The 16445-nt window shown below is 54.8% G+C and carries 14 protein-coding genes; 1 reads left to right on the top strand and 13 read right to left on the bottom strand.

The window, feature by feature from the left end; genetic code table 11:
- Positions 1 to 83: 83 nt before the first annotated feature.
- From sucD to sdhC, 8 genes are all read right to left on the bottom strand, one after another.
- On the bottom strand, positions 84 to 953 hold the full coding sequence (gene sucD, locus HED65_RS09520; protein WP_008501094.1) for a succinate--CoA ligase subunit alpha: 870 nt from the start codon (positions 951 to 953) through the stop codon (positions 84 to 86).
- Positions 953 to 2119: an ADP-forming succinate--CoA ligase subunit beta gene (gene sucC, locus HED65_RS09515; RefSeq protein WP_006809579.1), complete on the bottom strand. Its 1167-nt coding sequence runs from the start codon at positions 2117 to 2119 to the stop codon at positions 953 to 955. Before sucC ends, sucD begins: the two co-directional genes overlap by 1 nt.
- Positions 2120 to 2201: 82 nt before the next feature.
- Entirely contained in the window at positions 2202 to 3422 is a 1221-nt protein-coding gene (gene odhB, locus HED65_RS09510; RefSeq protein ID WP_028019435.1) for a 2-oxoglutarate dehydrogenase complex dihydrolipoyllysine-residue succinyltransferase, read from the bottom strand.
- A 14-nt stretch (positions 3423 to 3436) separates the two neighbouring features.
- Positions 3437 to 6244, bottom strand: coding sequence for a 2-oxoglutarate dehydrogenase E1 component (gene sucA, locus HED65_RS09505; protein WP_114978389.1), 2808 nt, complete (start codon positions 6242 to 6244; stop codon positions 3437 to 3439).
- 233 nt (positions 6245 to 6477) lie between these two features.
- Entirely contained in the window at positions 6478 to 7194 is a 717-nt protein-coding gene (sdhB, locus tag HED65_RS09500) for a succinate dehydrogenase iron-sulfur subunit SdhB (RefSeq protein WP_008501090.1), read from the bottom strand.
- Between the two features lie 15 nt (positions 7195 to 7209).
- Positions 7210 to 8976 carry a succinate dehydrogenase flavoprotein subunit gene (gene sdhA, locus HED65_RS09495; RefSeq protein WP_114978388.1) on the bottom strand — a complete coding sequence of 589 codons (1767 nt, stop codon included), beginning with the start codon at positions 8974 to 8976 and terminating at the stop codon, positions 7210 to 7212.
- Positions 8976 to 9323: a succinate dehydrogenase membrane anchor subunit gene (gene sdhD, locus HED65_RS09490; RefSeq protein ID WP_008501088.1), complete on the bottom strand. Its 348-nt coding sequence runs from the start codon at positions 9321 to 9323 to the stop codon at positions 8976 to 8978. The genes sdhA and sdhD overlap by 1 nt, the downstream gene beginning before the upstream one ends.
- Positions 9317 to 9721, bottom strand: coding sequence for a succinate dehydrogenase cytochrome b556 subunit (gene sdhC, locus HED65_RS09485; protein ID WP_020684965.1), 405 nt, complete (start codon positions 9719 to 9721; stop codon positions 9317 to 9319). The genes sdhD and sdhC overlap by 7 nt, the downstream gene beginning before the upstream one ends.
- Positions 9722 to 10360: 639 nt before the next feature.
- Between sdhC and HED65_RS09480 the strand changes: the two genes are divergently transcribed.
- Positions 10361 to 11644, top strand: a complete 1284-nt coding sequence (locus HED65_RS09480; RefSeq protein ID WP_114978387.1) for a citrate synthase — start codon at positions 10361 to 10363, stop codon at positions 11642 to 11644.
- Between the two features lie 66 nt (positions 11645 to 11710).
- On the opposite strand, the gene pxpA is transcribed toward HED65_RS09480, so the two are convergent.
- The 5 genes from pxpA to phrB are packed head-to-tail and all read right to left on the bottom strand — an operon-like array spanning position 11711 to position 16198.
- Positions 11711 to 12448, bottom strand: coding sequence for a 5-oxoprolinase subunit PxpA (gene pxpA / locus HED65_RS09475; RefSeq protein WP_114978386.1), 738 nt, complete (start codon positions 12446 to 12448; stop codon positions 11711 to 11713).
- Positions 12435 to 13367, bottom strand: coding sequence for a 5-oxoprolinase subunit PxpC (gene pxpC, locus HED65_RS09470; RefSeq protein ID WP_114978385.1), 933 nt, complete (start codon positions 13365 to 13367; stop codon positions 12435 to 12437). The genes pxpA and pxpC overlap by 14 nt, the downstream gene beginning before the upstream one ends.
- Entirely contained in the window at positions 13361 to 14017 is a 657-nt protein-coding gene (gene pxpB / locus HED65_RS09465) for a 5-oxoprolinase subunit PxpB (RefSeq protein WP_114978384.1), read from the bottom strand. The genes pxpC and pxpB overlap by 7 nt, the downstream gene beginning before the upstream one ends.
- 14 nt (positions 14018 to 14031) lie before the next feature.
- Positions 14032 to 14775 (bottom strand): type 2 GTP cyclohydrolase I, encoded by a 744-nt coding sequence (locus HED65_RS09460; RefSeq protein ID WP_114978383.1) that lies wholly within the window; start codon positions 14773 to 14775, stop codon positions 14032 to 14034.
- A 10-nt stretch (positions 14776 to 14785) separates the two neighbouring features.
- Complete coding sequence (phrB, locus tag HED65_RS09455; RefSeq protein ID WP_114978382.1) at positions 14786 to 16198, bottom strand: deoxyribodipyrimidine photo-lyase; 1413 nt, start codon at positions 16196 to 16198, stop codon at positions 14786 to 14788.
- Positions 16199 to 16445 lie beyond the last annotated feature (247 nt).

Below are 16445 nucleotides of genomic sequence, written 5' to 3'. Positions count from 1 at the left end.
AAAAGGCCGCTTTACAGCGGCCAACCATGTCGAAACGGACATTTTTATACTTCAACGCCCCCCTTTCGGGGAGCAGAGAGGACTTACTTAATGATGGATTTCAGTGCTTCGCCGATATCCGCCAGGCTGCGAACAGTTTTCACGCCTGCGGCTTCCAGCGCTGCGAATTTCTCATCAGCCGTACCTTTACCGCCCGCGATAATCGCGCCTGCGTGACCCATACGCTTACCTTTCGGCGCAGTCACACCCGCGATATAACCGACAACCGGCTTGGTTACGTGTTCTTTGATGTAAGCAGCCGCTTCTTCTTCAGCGCTACCACCGATCTCACCGATCATCACGATCGCTTCGGTCTGTGGATCTTCCTGGAACAGCTTCAGGATGTCGATGAAGTTAGAACCCGGGATCGGGTCACCGCCGATGCCCACACAGGTGGACTGGCCGAAGCCGTAATCGGTGGTCTGTTTGACCGCTTCATAGGTCAGCGTACCGGAACGGGAAACGATACCCACTTTGCCCGGCTTGTGAATGTGACCTGGCATGATGCCGATTTTGCATTCGCCTGGGGTGATAACGCCCGGGCAGTTCGGGCCGATCATACGCACGCCAGCTTCATCCAGCTTCACCTTCACGGTCAGCATATCCAGCGTCGGGATACCTTCGGTGATGGTGATAATCAGTTTGATGCCTGCGTCGATCGCTTCCAGGATGGAATCTTTGCAGAACGGTGCCGGAACGTAGATCACGGTCGCGGTTGCGCCCGTCGCTTCTACCGCTTCACGCACGGTGTTAAAGACTGGCAGACCCAGATGTGTGGTGCCGCCTTTACCTGGCGTTACGCCGCCAACCATCTGCGTACCGTAGGCAATCGCCTGTTCGGAGTGGAAAGTCCCCTGGCTACCGGTGAAGCCCTGGCAGATAACCTTGGTATCTTTATTAATTAAAACGGACATTATTTCCCCTCCACTGCGGCAACAACCTGCTGAGCTGCATCCGTCAGACTTTTCGCTGCAATAATATTCAGGCCGCTGTCAGCCAGTTTTTTCGCGCCGAGTTCAGCGTTGTTACCTTCCAGACGCACAACAACCGGAACGTTAACACCCACTTCTTCAACTGCACCGATGATACCGTCGGCGATCAGGTCACAACGCACGATACCGCCGAAGATGTTAACCAGAACGGCTTTCACGTTGTCGTCAGACAGGATGATTTTGAATGCTTCGGTTACGCGCTCTTTGGTGGCGCCACCGCCTACGTCGAGGAAGTTTGCTGGCTCACCGCCATGCAGCTTAACGATGTCCATGGTGCCCATTGCCAGGCCCGCACCGTTAACCATGCAGCCGATGTTGCCATCCAGTGCCACGTAGTTCAGTTCCCACTGTGCAGCCTGCGCTTCACGCGGGTCTTCCTGAGACTGGTCACGCATTTCGCGCAGATCCGGCTGGCGGAACAGTGCGTTGCCGTCAGCGCCCAGTTTACCGTCGAGGCAGATCAGGTCACCCTGGGTGGTGATCACCAGCGGGTTGATCTCGATCAGCGCCAGGTCGCGCTCCAGGAAGATGGTCGCCAGACCCATGAAGATCTTGGTGAACTGTTGAACCAGTTTACCTTCCAGACCCAGTTTGAACGCCAGCTCACGACCCTGGTAAGGCATTGGGCCTGCCAGCGGATCGATTGCCACTTTGTGGATCAGATGAGGGGTTTCTTCTGCCACTTTTTCGATTTCCACGCCGCCTTCGGTAGACGCCATGAACACCACGCGACGGGAGCTACGGTCAACGACCGCACCCAGGTACAGTTCTTTCGCGATGTCGGTCGCGGCTTCTACCAGGATCTGGTTAACCGGCTGGCCGTTCGCATCTGTCTGGTACGTAACCAGACGCTTGCCGAGCCAATGTTCAGCAAACGCACGAATCTCTTCTTTGCTCTTAACAACCTTCACACCGCCCGCTTTACCACGGCCACCAGCGTGAACCTGACACTTAACTACCCAAGGGCCGGAACCGATTTTAGATGCGGCTTCTTCTGCTTCACGCGGGGTAGTACAGGCATAACCCACCGGAGCCGGTAAGCCATACCGGGCAAACAGCTGTTTGGCCTGATATTCATGTAAGTTCATGTGTTCTATCCATCCTTCAGGTAATCGTTAGGTCGTGCTTTTATAGGCCCGGCAGCCATATGCCGCCGGGCAAGACTGCAAACTAGACGTCGAGCAGCAGACGCGTTGGATCTTCCAGCAGCTCTTTAATCGCCACCAGGAAGCCCACGGACTCGCGGCCATCGATCAGACGGTGATCGTAAGAAAGTGCCAGGTACATCATCGGCAGGATCTCAACTTTACCGTCTACCGCCATAGGACGATCTTTGATGGCATGCATACCCAGGATCGCGCTCTGCGGCGGGTTAATGATTGGGGTAGACATCAGCGAACCGAATACGCCGCCGTTGGTAATGGTGAAGTTACCGCCGGTCAGATCATCTACGGTCAGCTTGCCGTCGCGGCCTTTCACAGCCAGCTCTTTAATATTTTTCTCGATATCAGCCATACCCAGGGTATCCACATCACGCAGAACCGGGGTCACCAGGCCGCGCGGAGTAGAAACCGCCATGCTGACGTCGAAGTAGTTGTGGTAAACCACGTCATCACCGTCGATGGACGCGTTCACTTCCGGGTAGCGTTTCAGCGCTTCAACCACCGCTTTCACGTAGAAGGACATAAAGCCCAGACGGATACCGTGACGTTTTTCAAACGCGTCACCGTACTGCTTACGCAGGTCCATGATTGGCTTCATGTTCACTTCGTTGAAGGTGGTCAGCATCGCGGTGGAGTTTTTCGCTTCCAGCAGACGCTCAGCCACACGCTTACGCAGGCGAGTCATTGGCACACGTTTTTCGCTACGGGCACCCAGAGCAGGCTGTGCTGCTGGCGCTGCCGCAGGGGCTTTTGCTTCTGCTTTCGCAGGCGCTTTCGCCAGGTGCTTCTCGATATCTTCACGCGTCAGACGACCACCCACACCGGTGCCTTTAATAGCAGCCGCGTCCAGGTTGTGCTCTGCCAGCAGGCGACGGATCGCCGGGCTGAGTGCGTCATTGGTCTGCTCTTCCAGAGAAGCCTGCTGGCGTTGAGCCGGCGTAGAGGCTTTCTCTTCAGATTTCGCGCTGGACTCTTTGCCCGCGCTGTTGCCTTCGCGCAGACGACCCAGGATCTGACGAGAGGTTACGGTCGTGCCTTCATCTTCCAGCACTGCATCCAGAACACCATCCGCCGAAGCCGGTACTTCCAGTACCACTTTGTCAGTTTCGATTTCTACCAGCACTTCATCGCGCTTAACGGCATCGCCTGGTTTTTTGTGCCAGGTAGCGACGGTCGCATCAGCTACAGATTCAGGCAGGTCGGGAACAAGAATATCTACGCTACTCATTATGTATCCTTTAATTAATCGACGTTCAGCGCGTCATTGACCAGATCTTGTTGCTGCTTCTGGTGAACGGACATATACCCTACCGCCGGTGAGGCGGAGGCCGGGCGACCTGCATAGCGCAGGGCTGACCCAAATGGAATCACTTCACGGAAATGATGCTGGCTGCAGTACCATGCGCCCTGGTTGAGCGGCTCTTCCTGGCACCAGACAAAATCATGAACGTGAGCGTACGGTTTCAGCGCTTCCTGCACCGCCTGGTGCGGGAACGGATAAAGCTGTTCGATACGCACGATGGCGACATCTTTCTGATCGTTCTTACGGCGCTGTTCCAGCAGGTCGTAATAAACCTTACCAGAACACATCACCACACGCTTCACAGCCTGCGGATCCAGTTCATCAATCTCACCGATGGCTGGCAGGAAGGTGCCATTCGCCAGTTCGTCCAGGCTGGACACGGCCAGCGGATGACGCAGCAGCGATTTCGGCGACATGACCACCAGTGGGCGGCGCATACCGCGCAGCGCCTGACGACGCAGCATGTGGTAAACCTGAGCCGGAGTAGACGGTACGCAGACCTGCATATTCTGCTCAGCGCAGAGTTGCAGATAACGCTCCAGACGCGCGGAGGAGTGCTCCGGACCCTGGCCTTCATAACCGTGCGGCAGCAGCATCACCAGGCCACACATACGGCCCCATTTCTGCTCACCAGAAGAGATGAACTGGTCGATAACAACCTGCGCACCGTTGGCGAAGTCACCGAACTGCGCTTCCCAGATGGTCAGGGTGCGAGGTTCTGCGGTGGCGTAACCGTATTCGAATGCCAGCACCGCTTCTTCAGACAGCACGGAGTCCCAGACCTTGAACTGGCCCTGACCGTTGTGCACGTGCTGCAGCGGGGTGTAGGTTGAACCGTTGGATTGGTTGTGAACAACCGCGTGACGGTGGAAGAAGGTACCACGGCCCGCATCTTCACCGGACAGACGAACAGGAATGCCTTCGTCAACCAGGGTTGCGTAAGCCAGGGTTTCCGCGCCGCCCCAGTCGAACAGTTTCTCACCTGCCGCCATGGACTGACGGTCAGCGTAGATTTTCTGCACACGAGACTGCATCTCGATAGCGTCTGGTACGGTGCTGATGCGTTTAGCCAGCTCCTGCAGGCGCTTCATCTCGACCTTGTTCGGGTAGCTCTCATCCCACTCGTGGTTGAGGTACGGCGACCAGGTAAAGGAGTGCATGTTCATTGGGCGCAGCTCTTTCACCACGCATTCACCCGCATCCAGCGCGTCGCGGTAGAGATTAACCATTTCGGTTGCATCTTCCAGCGTGGACACTTTGTCAGCTTCCAGCTTGTCAGCGTAGATTTTGCGCGGGGTCGGGTGTTTTTTGATTTTCTGGTACATCAGCGGCTGGGTTGCACTTGGCTCATCCGCTTCGTTGTGGCCGTGACGACGGTAGCAGAACAGGTCAATGAACACATCGCGCTTGAAGGTGTTACGGAAGTCCAGCGCCAGACGGGTAACGAAAGCAACAGCTTCCGGGTCATCCGCGTTAACGTGGAAGATCGGCGCCTGTACCATTTTACCGATGTCGGTGCAGTACGGGGTAGAACGTGCATCCAGCGGGTTAGAGGTGGTGAAGCCCACCTGGTTGTTGATCACGATGCGAACGGTACCGCCCACTTCGTAACCACGCGCTTTGGACATATTCAGGGTTTCCTGAACCACGCCCTGCCCTGTTACCGCCGCATCACCGTGGATGGTGATTGGCAGTACTTTATTGCTGCTCGGCTCGTCCAGACGATCCAGACGCGCACGCACGGAACCGATAACCACCGGGCTGACGATCTCCAGGTGTGACGGGTTAAACGCCAGCGCCAGGTGAACCAGACCGCCCTCGGTTTCGATATCAGACGAGAAGCCCATGTGGTACTTCACGTCGCCAGTGCCGAGATGTTCTTTATGTTTGCCCGCGAATTCGTCGAACAGGTCCTGCGGTTTTTTACCCAGCACGTTGACCAGTACGTTCAGACGACCACGGTGCGCCATACCCAGTACCACTTCACGGGTGCCGCTCTTGCCTGCGTGACGAATCAGCTCTTTCAGCATCGGCACCAGCGCATCACCGCCTTCCAGCGAGAAGCGTTTTGCGCCCGGGAATTTCGCGCCCAGATAGCGCTCAAGACCTTCGGCAGCGGTCAGTTCGTTAAGGAAGCGTTTTTTCTCGTCAGCCGAGAAGGTCGCGTGGCCCGCTACGGATTCGATACGCTGCTGGATCCAGCGTTTCTCTTCGGTAGAGGTAATGTGCATGTATTCCGCGCCGATGGAGCCGCAGTAGGTTTGCTTGAGCGCGTCAATCAGATCGCCCAGCTTCATCGTGTCTTTGCCGATGGCAAAGGAACCTACGTTAAAGCTTTCCTGGAAATCGGCCTCGGTCAGATCGTGATACGCCGGATCGAGATCGGCCACACGGTCTTGCTGCCACAGTCCCAGCGGATCGAGATTCGCATGCTGGTGACCACGGAAGCGATAAGCGTTGATAAGCTGCAGGACTTTAACCTGCTTCGCATTGGTGTCAGGGTCGGAAATCGCAGAAGAGTAACGTGAGGCATCCTTCGCCAGACGACGGAAATAATCACGTGTTTTGGAATGGAATTGATCCGGTTTGACTCCCGTGCCAGGTAACTGCTGGAACATGGAACGCCAGTTTGCGTCCACTGAGTCAGGATCGGTTAAGAAGTCTTCATAGAGCTGTTCTATCCAGCTCTGGTTGGCACCAGAGAGGTAAGAAGAGTCCAGCCAGGCTTTCATTGCGCCGTTCTGCATCGTGATCCCTTAAGCATTTTTATGCTTACTTTCGCCGTAGAAACTACCACGCACACCACGTGTACGTGCCGGGGTTCACCTGCGAGCTCTTTTCATTTGGCCCGCGAAGGAACCTTTAGAAACTGTCTGGACTTCAGGGTAGTACAGGGCAGTTTTTAAAGGTTTCTGCAATCTGTCCCCTCTCCCACAGGGAGAGGGTCAGGGTGAGGGGAACAGCGCTCCCCTCTCACTACTTATGCACTGCGCTGCAACAACATCGACTTAATATGGCCGATGGCGCGTGTCGGGTTCAGCCCCTTCGGACACACACTGACGCAGTTCATGATGCTATGGCAGCGGAATACGCTGAAAGCGTCACTCAGTCCTTCCAGACGACTATCGGTTTCGGTGTCGCGGCTATCGATCAGGAAGCGATAGGCAGCCAGCAGACCGGCCGGGCCGATAAACTTATCCGGGTTCCACCAGAACGATGGGCAGGACGTCGAACAACATGCACAGAGAATACACTCGTACAACCCATCGAGTTTTTCACGCTGCTCAGGAGACTGTAAGTGCTCGCGAGCGGGTGGATTTTGCCCATTATTCAACAAGTAAGGCTTAATCTTCTCATATTGTGCATAGAATTGCCCCATGTCCACCACCAAATCACGCACAACCGGCAGGCCTGGCAGAGGACGGATAACAATTTTTTGACCCGGGCGCTGCAACGCGGAAATTGGCGTAATGCAGGCCAGACCATTTTTGCCGTTCATGTTCACGCCGTCAGAGCCACACACCCCTTCACGGCAGGAACGACGAAACGACAGCGTCGGATCTTTTTCTTTCAGCTGGATTAAGGCATCCAGCAGCATCATGTCACGACCTTCTTCCGCTTCCAGGGTGTAATCCTGCATACGCGGAGCATCGTCTACGTCCGGGTTATAACGATAAACTGAGAATTCGAGTTTCATTGTCCTGTCTCCGCATTAGTAAGTACGAATCTTCGGCGGGAACGCCGGACGCAGTTTCGGTTCCATGTTCACCTGACGGCGCGTCATGGTTTCCGACTCTGGCAGATACAGGGAATGGCACAGCCAGTTTTCATCGTCACGCTCCGGGAAGTCGAAGCGGCTATGCGCGCCACGGCTTTCGGTACGGAAGTTTGCCGACATCGCGGTGGCAAATGCGGTTTCCATCAGGTTATCCAGCTCCAGGCACTCAACGCGCTGGGTGTTGAACTCGTTGGAAGTGTCGTCCAGACGGGCATTTTTCAGACGCTCGCGGATCGCTTTCAGCTGTTCAAGACCTTTGGCCATCGCGTCACCTTCACGGAATACCGAGAAGTTGTGCTGCATACATTCCTGAAGAGCCTTACGGATTTCCACCGGATCTTCGCCGTTACGGTTACCGTTCCAGCGGTTGAGGCGTTCAAGAGAAGCATCAATTTCAGCGTCGGTCGCGTCAAGCAGGTCGCCCTGTTCTGCAATCGACTCTTGCAGATGCAGGCCCACCGCACGACCAAATACCACCAGGTCCAGCAGAGAGTTACCGCCCAGACGGTTGGCACCGTGTACGGAGACGCAGGCGATTTCGCCTACCGCGAACAGGCCCGGGATAACCACATCTTCGCCCTGCTCGTTCACGGTCAGCGCCTGACCGGTCACTTTGGTCGGAATACCGCCCATCATATAGTGACAGGTTGGGATTACCGGGATTGGCTCTTTTACAGGGTCAACGTGAGCGAAGGTACGGGACAGTTCCAGGATGCCTGGCAGACGGGACTCCAGTACTTCTTTACCCAGATGGTCGAGTTTCAGCTTGGCGTGTGGACCCCATGGACCGTCACAGCCGCGGCCTTCACGGATTTCGATCATGATGGAGCGCGCCACCACGTCACGACCCGCCAGGTCTTTCGCATTCGGGGCATAACGCTCCATGAAGCGCTCGCCATGTTTATTCAGCAGATAACCACCTTCACCACGGCAGCCTTCTGTTACCAGAACGCCCGCACCGGCGATACCGGTTGGGTGGAACTGCCACATCTCCATATCCTGCACCGGCACGCCAGCGCGGATAGCCATACCGACGCCGTCACCTGTGTTGATGTGGGCGTTAGTGGTGGACTGATAGATACGGCCTGCACCACCGGTAGCCAGCACGGTTGCACGTGCTTTGAAGTAGACCACTTCACCGGTTTCGATGCACAGCGCGGTACAACCCACCACTGCGCCATCGGCGTTTTTCACCAGATCCAGCGCATACCACTCAGAGAAGATGGTGGTGTGGTTTTTCAGGTTCTGCTGATACAGGGTGTGCAGCAGTGCGTGACCGGTACGGTCAGCCGCTGCCGCAGTACGTGCCGCCTGCTCGCCGCCGAAGTTTTTCGACTGGCCGCCAAAAGGACGCTGATAGATGGTGCCATTTTCCAGACGGGAGAATGGCAGGCCCATGTGATCCAGCTCCAGAATCGCTTCCGGGCCCGTCTTACACATATATTCGATGGCATCCTGGTCGCCGATGTAGTCGGAACCTTTTACCGTGTCATACATGTGCCATTCCCAGTTATCTTCATGGGAGTTACCCAGCGCAACGGTGATACCGCCCTGCGCAGACACAGTGTGGGAACGGGTTGGGAATACTTTAGAGAGCAGCGCACAGCTCTGGCCGCTCTGGGAAATTTGCAGTGCGGCACGCATACCTGCGCCACCCGCACCAATCACGACAGCATCAAATTCTCTGACTGGCAGTTTCATTACACACCCCACACCACAACGAATCCATAAATAACGTAAACCACCAGAGCAACGACGATTGCCAGCTGCAGAGGAAGGCGAATAGCCAGTGGTTTAACGTAATCGGTCAACACCTGCCACATGCCAATCCAGGCATGAATAAGGATGGAGAACAGCGCCAGCAGGGTGAACACTTTGGTGAAGGCAGATCCGAAGAACCCACTCCAGATTTCCCACGTCAGCGTGCCGCTGGTCGCGAAGAAACCGATCATATAGATGATGTAAAGGGTGAGAACGATGGCGGTAGCACGGACCAGAATGAAGTCATGTACGCCGTTGCGTCCTAATGCGGAGGCGTTGCTTACCATACGAGAACTCCTGCGAGAAGTGAGAGCACGACTGTAATCACAAATGAAATGTTAGCGGAGCGTTTCCCGGCTTCGAACGTTTCTTCCAGATAGCCAAAGTCCATCAGCATATGGCGAACACCCACCACAACGTGGTACGCCAGCGCGGTCAGAATGCCCCACATGATAAATTTCACGAAGAAACTGTTCATGATGGCAGAGGCCTGGAGGAATCCTTCAGGGGAAGAGAGGCTGGTGCCCAGTAGCCACAGCAGAATACCGACCGCCACAAACGTAATCACACCAGAAACACGGTGCAAAATGGACGCTATTGCTGTTACAGGGAACCGGATCGTTTTGAGATCCAGATTGACAGGTCTTTGTTTTTTCACATTTCTTATCATGAATAACGCCCACATGCTGTTCTTATTGTTTCCTTCCTCCGGACTGCGATGCGGGTCAAGCAGCGTTCCTTTTCTATAACTGCGCGTCATGCAAAACATTGCTTCCAGATGCTTAAACGACACGTTACAACGCTGGGTGGCTCGGGATTGCAGGGTGTTCCGGAGACCTGGCGGCAGTATAGGCCGTTCACAAAATCATTACAATTAACCTACATACAGTTTGTCGGGTTTTCTCTGGAACAGTGATCAGGGTCACGATAACAACATCTTTTTAAATTTTAATCATCTGATTTGACAAATGTTAAACAATATTGTTACAAACGTCATCAGAAAAGGCATATAATGCGCAAAAGTTATGAGGTCTCTCTTTCACCTGACAAATAGTTATGTAACAGTGTGATGGTATTGACCGAAGTTATCAGGACAGTTATTAGTGATATACAGGTTTGAATAATTCGGACTGCAAAAACGCTGATTTGCTGTTGTTTCACTGGTATTTCATTCGTTTACCTGCAAGGCGCCATAGCTCTGTACCCTGGTTTGTCCTCGTGAGCTGAGCGGTAAGCCAAATAACAATCTGGTAACGGTGATTAACAGCTGAAAGCAAATCCGGTAAAGCGCAGTCTTAAGCATAAGGCGCTAAGGAGACCGTAAATGGCTGATACAAAGGCAACGCTCACCCTAAATGGTGACACTGCTATTGAACTGGATGTGCTAAAAGGCACGCTCGGTCAGGATGTTATTGATATCCGTACGCTGGGTTCTAAAGGAGTTTTCACCTTTGACCCTGGATTTACCTCTACCGCATCTTGCGAATCCAAAATCACCTACATTGACGGTGACGAAGGTATCCTGCTCCATCGCGGCTTCCCCATCGATCAATTAGCCACTAAATCCAACTACCTGGAAGTGTGCTACATCCTGCTGAACGGCGAAAAACCGACGCAGGCACAATACGATGAATTCAAAACCACCGTGACCCGTCACACCATGATCCATGAGCAGATTACTCGTCTGTTCCATGCTTTCCGTCGTGACTCTCACCCGATGGCGGTGATGTGCGGGATTACCGGTGCGCTGGCGGCGTTCTACCACGATTCTCTGGACGTGAATAACCCACGCCACCGTGATATCGCGGCGTTCCGCCTGCTGTCCAAAATGCCAACTATGGCAGCGATGTGCTACAAATACTCCATCGGTCAGCCGTTTGTGTATCCACGTAACGACCTCTCCTACGCCGGTAACTTCCTGCGCATGATGTTCTCCACACCATGCGAAGAATACGAAGTGAACCCGGTTCTGGAACGCGCAATGGACCGTATTCTGATCCTGCACGCTGACCACGAACAGAACGCCTCTACCTCCACCGTACGTACCGCAGGCTCTTCAGGCGCGAACCCGTTCGCCTGTATCGCTGCGGGCATTGCCTCCCTGTGGGGACCGGCACACGGCGGCGCGAATGAAGCGGCACTGAAGATGCTGGAAGAAATCAGCTCTGTTGAACACATTCCTGAATTCGTGCGTCGCGCGAAAGACAAGAATGACTCCTTCCGCCTGATGGGCTTTGGTCACCGTGTTTACAAAAACTACGACCCACGCGCAACTGTAATGCGTGAGACCTGCCACGAAGTGCTGAAAGAGCTGGGCACCAAAGATGATCTGCTGGAAGTGGCGATGGAGCTGGAACACATCGCGCTGAACGACCCGTACTTCATCGAGAAGAAACTCTACCCGAACGTCGATTTCTACTCCGGTATCATCCTGAAAGCGATGGGTATTCCGTCTTCCATGTTCACCGTGATCTTCGCTATGGCACGTACCGTAGGCTGGATTGCGCACTGGAACGAAATGCACAGCGAAGGCATGAAAATCGCCCGTCCTCGTCAGCTGTATACCGGCTACGAGCAGCGTGATTTTAAGTCTGATCTGAAGCGCTAAAAGACAAGCCCGGTGGCGCTAACGCCTACCGGGCCTTCTGCTATTTTTCTGTCCTTATCGTGTTTGTCAGGCGCTGACGAGGATCCCCTGCTCTGCAAACGCTGCACGCAAACGGCGCGCAAACTGCAGCGCATGCTCACCATCACCGTGTAAACAAACCGTCTCCGCCTGCACCCGTGCTAAAGTGCCATCAACCGCTGTGACCTGTCCCAGACGCACCATCTCCAGCGTCTGCGCTAACGCCTGCGCTTCGTCGGTGATAAGCGCCCCAAGTTGTGAACGGGGAACCAGGCTACCATCAGGCTGATAACCCCGGTCAGCAAACACTTCCTGGCGAGTGGTTAAACCCAGCCGCTGCCCGGCACGAATAAGCTCGCTACCCGCCAGTCCCACCAGAATAAGCTGTGGATTGCAGTCTCTTACCGCACGGGCAATAGCATCTGCCAGAGCCGGATCTTTTGCCGCCTGGTTATAGAGCATGCCGTGCGGCTTCACGTGGCGCAGCGTCCCCTTCTCAGCACGCACTATCGCCTCCAGCGCACCAATCTGGTAAAGCGTCTGGGCGTATACCGTCTCAGGTGGGAGCACCATCGCTGTACGGCCAAAGTTTTCCCTGTCAGGGAAGCTCGGGTGAGCGCCAATCGCCACGCCATTTTTAATGGCACGACGCACGCTCACCAGCATGGTTTGCGCATCGCCCGCGTGAAAACCGCAGGCAATATTGACCGAAGAGACCAGTGTCATCAGCTCCGCGTCGGCGCTGCCGCCCTCGCCCAGATCGGCGTTTAAATCAATCTTTGCCATCAAGCCTCCACGCCAGTTGTTCCAGATAACGCTGCTGATCCTGACGCGCTTTCAGCGCCTCCTCCAGTGAGCATTGCACGAAATGAATCGGCTGCCCGAGGGGAATTTGTGCCAGATGGTAGCGATCGGCCTCAATAATGCAGGCAATTCGCGGGTATCCGCCCGTTGTCTGCGCATCGTTCATCAGGACGATGGGTTGACCATTACCCGGTACCTGAATGACACCAGGCAATAAACCGTGGGAAAGCAATTCCCGGTCGGTGGTACGGGTCAGTGGTTGCCCCTGAAGACGATAGCCCATGCGGTTACTTTGCGGACTTATTTTCCACGGTGAACGCCAGAAAGACTCCTGAGAGACCTCATCAAACTCCTGATATTCCGGTCCGGGCAACGCGCGGATTTGATTTCCCCACAACAGCTGTTTTACGCCAAGCGTCGTGGAGAAATGGCGGGCTGAAGGTTTAATCGCAAGGCGATCTCCGTCGCGTAACAAACGTCCTTCGTGCCCACCGATACCCGCTTTCTGATCGGTACTGGAAGACCCCAGGACCGCAGGTACATCAATACCGCCCGCGACCGCAAGATAGCTCCGGACACCGTGCAGAGGACGTTTAAGCGTCAAACGCTGTCCGGCTTTCGCCCGCAGTCTCCAGCCCGTCCAGACGGCTTTGCCATCCAGCGTGGCCTCACACCCCGCTCCGGTTAAGGCAAACCATGTCTCCTGAGCAAACTCAATGACACACTGACCCAGCGTAATTTCGAGCGCAGCCGTATTGCCAGGGTTGCCCACCAGCACGTTAGCAATCTCCAGTGCAGGCCTGTCCAGCGCACCACAGTAGCTCACGCCAGACTGGCGCAAACCAAAGCGGCCCGCATCCTGAACGGAGGTGTAAAGCCCGGCGCGAATAAGCGTTAACATACCCCCTCCTTCTGCGGAATAAAGCGAAGGGTATCGCCAGGACGCAAGAGAACCGGCGATTCCTGCCCGGGTTCAAATAACGGTGTGGATGTCCGCCCAATTAGCTGCCAGCCTCCCGGTGAGGCCAGTGGATAAATACCGGTCTGCTCACCGCCAATCGCAACAGTACCTGCTGGCACACTCAGGCGAGGCTCGGCGCGACGCGGCGTATGCAGCCTCGGAGAGAGTCCTCCCAGGTACGGAAAGCCCGGCTGAAATCCTAAAAACCAGACAACGTAATCAACAGAGGCGTGCAGCTCAACGACCTGCTTTTCCGTTAAGCCGCAGTGTTCAGCCACCACTAAGAGATCGGGCCCCTGCGAACCACCATAAACGACCGGGATCTCAATCGTTCTGGAGTCAGGCTCCAGCGCCTCACTCTCTTCCCACCAGCACTGCAAACGTTCGATGGCATCGAGGGCCAGCGTATGCGGATTACGCAGTACCACGGTGATGTTATTCATACCTGGAATGGTTTCCACCACTTCAGGGATCTCGGTCAGACGCTGCGTCAGCCGCCAGATACGCTTTTGTGTGGCCAGCGTGATCGGGGGTTCAAGCTCCAGTACGACTGCGGTTTCCCCCAGAAGATAACAACGCGCTCGCTGCACTTAATCACCTCTCATCAGGCCGGGTTGGGGATATCAATAAAGGTCACATCCAGCTCGGTATTTTCCGTCAGCCATTCGCTGAGGGCGCGAATGCCACCGCGCTCAGTGGCATGGTGGCCTGCCGCGTAAAAATGCAGGCCCTGCTCACGGGCTGAGTGAACCGTCTGCTCTGAGACTTCGCCGGTGATAAACGCATCAACACCGAAGCGTGCAGCGCTGTCGATAAAGCCCTGACCGCCACCGGTACACCAGGCAACACGTTTAACCAAATCCGGTCCGGTATCACCGCACCACAATGGACGACGCCCCAGGCGCGCTTCAATCCAGGAGGCCAACTCCAGACCTGGAACCGGCATCGCCAGTTCGCCCCACGGTACCAGAGGTTCAATCTCACCCATGACAGTAATCCCCAGAAGCTGTGCCAGCTGGACGTTGTTACCCAGTTCCGGATGCGCATCCAGCGGCAAATGGTAACCGTACAGGTTGATGTCATTTGCCAGCAGCGTTTTCAGGCGATTGCGCTTCATTCCGCGAATAATCGGCGATTCGTTTTTCCAGAAATAACCGTGATGGACAATCACCGCGTCTGCGTCCTGACGAACAGCCTCATCCAGCAGAGCCTGGCTTGCCGTCACACCGGTGATAATTTTCTGTACCGTTTCACGTCCTTCAACCTGGAGCCCATTCGGGCCATAATCGCTGAAGGAGACACTGTTCAGTTTTTCGTTAATCAGGCTTTCCAGTTCGCTATTTTTCATCATGACTCTCTTAAGCTTTACGGGCGGCTTCGTACGCCGCCAGCGTGGCGACGCGCGCCTGTTTATGGTCGACAATCGGACGAGGATAATCCAGCGTGACGTGCTGTTTATCCGCCCAGACCCACGGTTCGTGAATCGCTTTGGCGGGAACATCCTTCAGTTCAGGTACCCAGGCACGAATAAATGCGCCTTCAGCATCAAATTTTTGCCCCTGGGTGGTCGGATTAAAAATCCGGAAATAGGGAGCCGCATCGGTGCCGGTCGAGGCCGCCCACTGCCATCCACCGTTGTTTGCCGCCAGATCGCCATCGATCAACTGAGAGATAAAATAGCGCTCCCCGATACGCCAGTCGATAAGCAGATCTTTCACCAGGAAGCTGGCGGTGATCATCCGCAGACGGTTGTGCATCCATCCGGTTTCATTCAGTTGGCGCATCGCGGCATCAACAATTGGGTAGCCTGTTTCTCCCTTCTGCCAGGCCTGTAAAAGCGTCTCGCTATACTGCCATTTTACGTTATCGGTCCAGGGAATGAATGGCCGATGCTTACATAAATCAGGGTGATACGTCATCAAATGGCGATAGAATTCACGCCAGATAAGTTCGTTAAGCCAGACTGAGCCAGCGCCTCCGTCCAGCGCCTGAGGTTGTTCGGCCAGCAGGCGGTGCAAACACTGGCGTGGAGAAAGGACACCCAGCGCTAAACAGGCCGATAACCGGCTGGTTCCTTCAATAGCGGGAAAATCCCTGCGCGTGTCATATTCGCCCGCGCCCTGTTTGCAAAACTGGCGCAGTTTCGCGATGGCAGATTTCTCGTTTTCGGGGAACAGAAGCGCATTGAACGCCTGCTGAGGATAGTTAAACGTCAGTTCAGGCAGATCCGCTATCACGTCGCCCCGGGCTGCGGGTGCGGCCACGCACTCCGGCAGTGCCTCTTTAAGGCGTTTAACAAAGGCATTTTTAAAGGGCGTAAACACTTTGTACATTTCATGACTGCCGGTCATGACGCTGCCCGGCGCCAGTATTACGCTGTCATCAAATCCCTGGCACTGAACATCCTTCAGGATTGACTCCAGTTGGCGATCTCGCTGACGCTCGTTCAGTTCGTACTGATAGTTATAAAAAAGATGTGTGACTTCGTTCTGCTGACAGATCTCCTGTACCGTCTGAAGTTGTGCGGCAAAGTCACTCACCTCTCTATAAATCAGGGGAATGCCTTTTTCGGCAAGCGAACATTGCAGATCGTTCAGATGCGATTTGAGATAAGCCGCGTGTCGCGGTGCCATATCGTGCAGCTGCCACTGTCCAGGCGCAGCGATAAACAGCGCCAATACGCTGGCATCCTGAGAACGACAAGCCGCAGCGAGCGCGGTGTTGTCATGTACGCGCAGATCTGCACGGAACCAAATCAGATGGGTGGGCATAAAACTCCAGGCAAATATCCATTATGTCCGTAAGGCCATGCTACCAAAGAGAAAATGGCACAGGCTTTTATGTACTTTGCCATGAAGTGTAGACGCGATGAAATAAAAAAGGCCGCCCGGTGAAGTGAACCCCGAAAGTTGGACATCCAATGATTAGGGGTTTTGCGTTTCAATGGGCAGAAAAAAATATTCATCTGAATTCAAGCAGAAAGTTGTTCTCCACTATCTGAACAGTGGTGACGGTGCA

Origin of the sequence: Pantoea sp. LS15, assembly GCF_012241585.1 — a bacterium.
GTDB lineage: Bacteria > Pseudomonadota > Gammaproteobacteria > Enterobacterales > Enterobacteriaceae > Enterobacter.
Note: the sequence above shows the minus strand (reverse complement) of the source record. Positions and strands in the feature narration are given on the sequence as shown.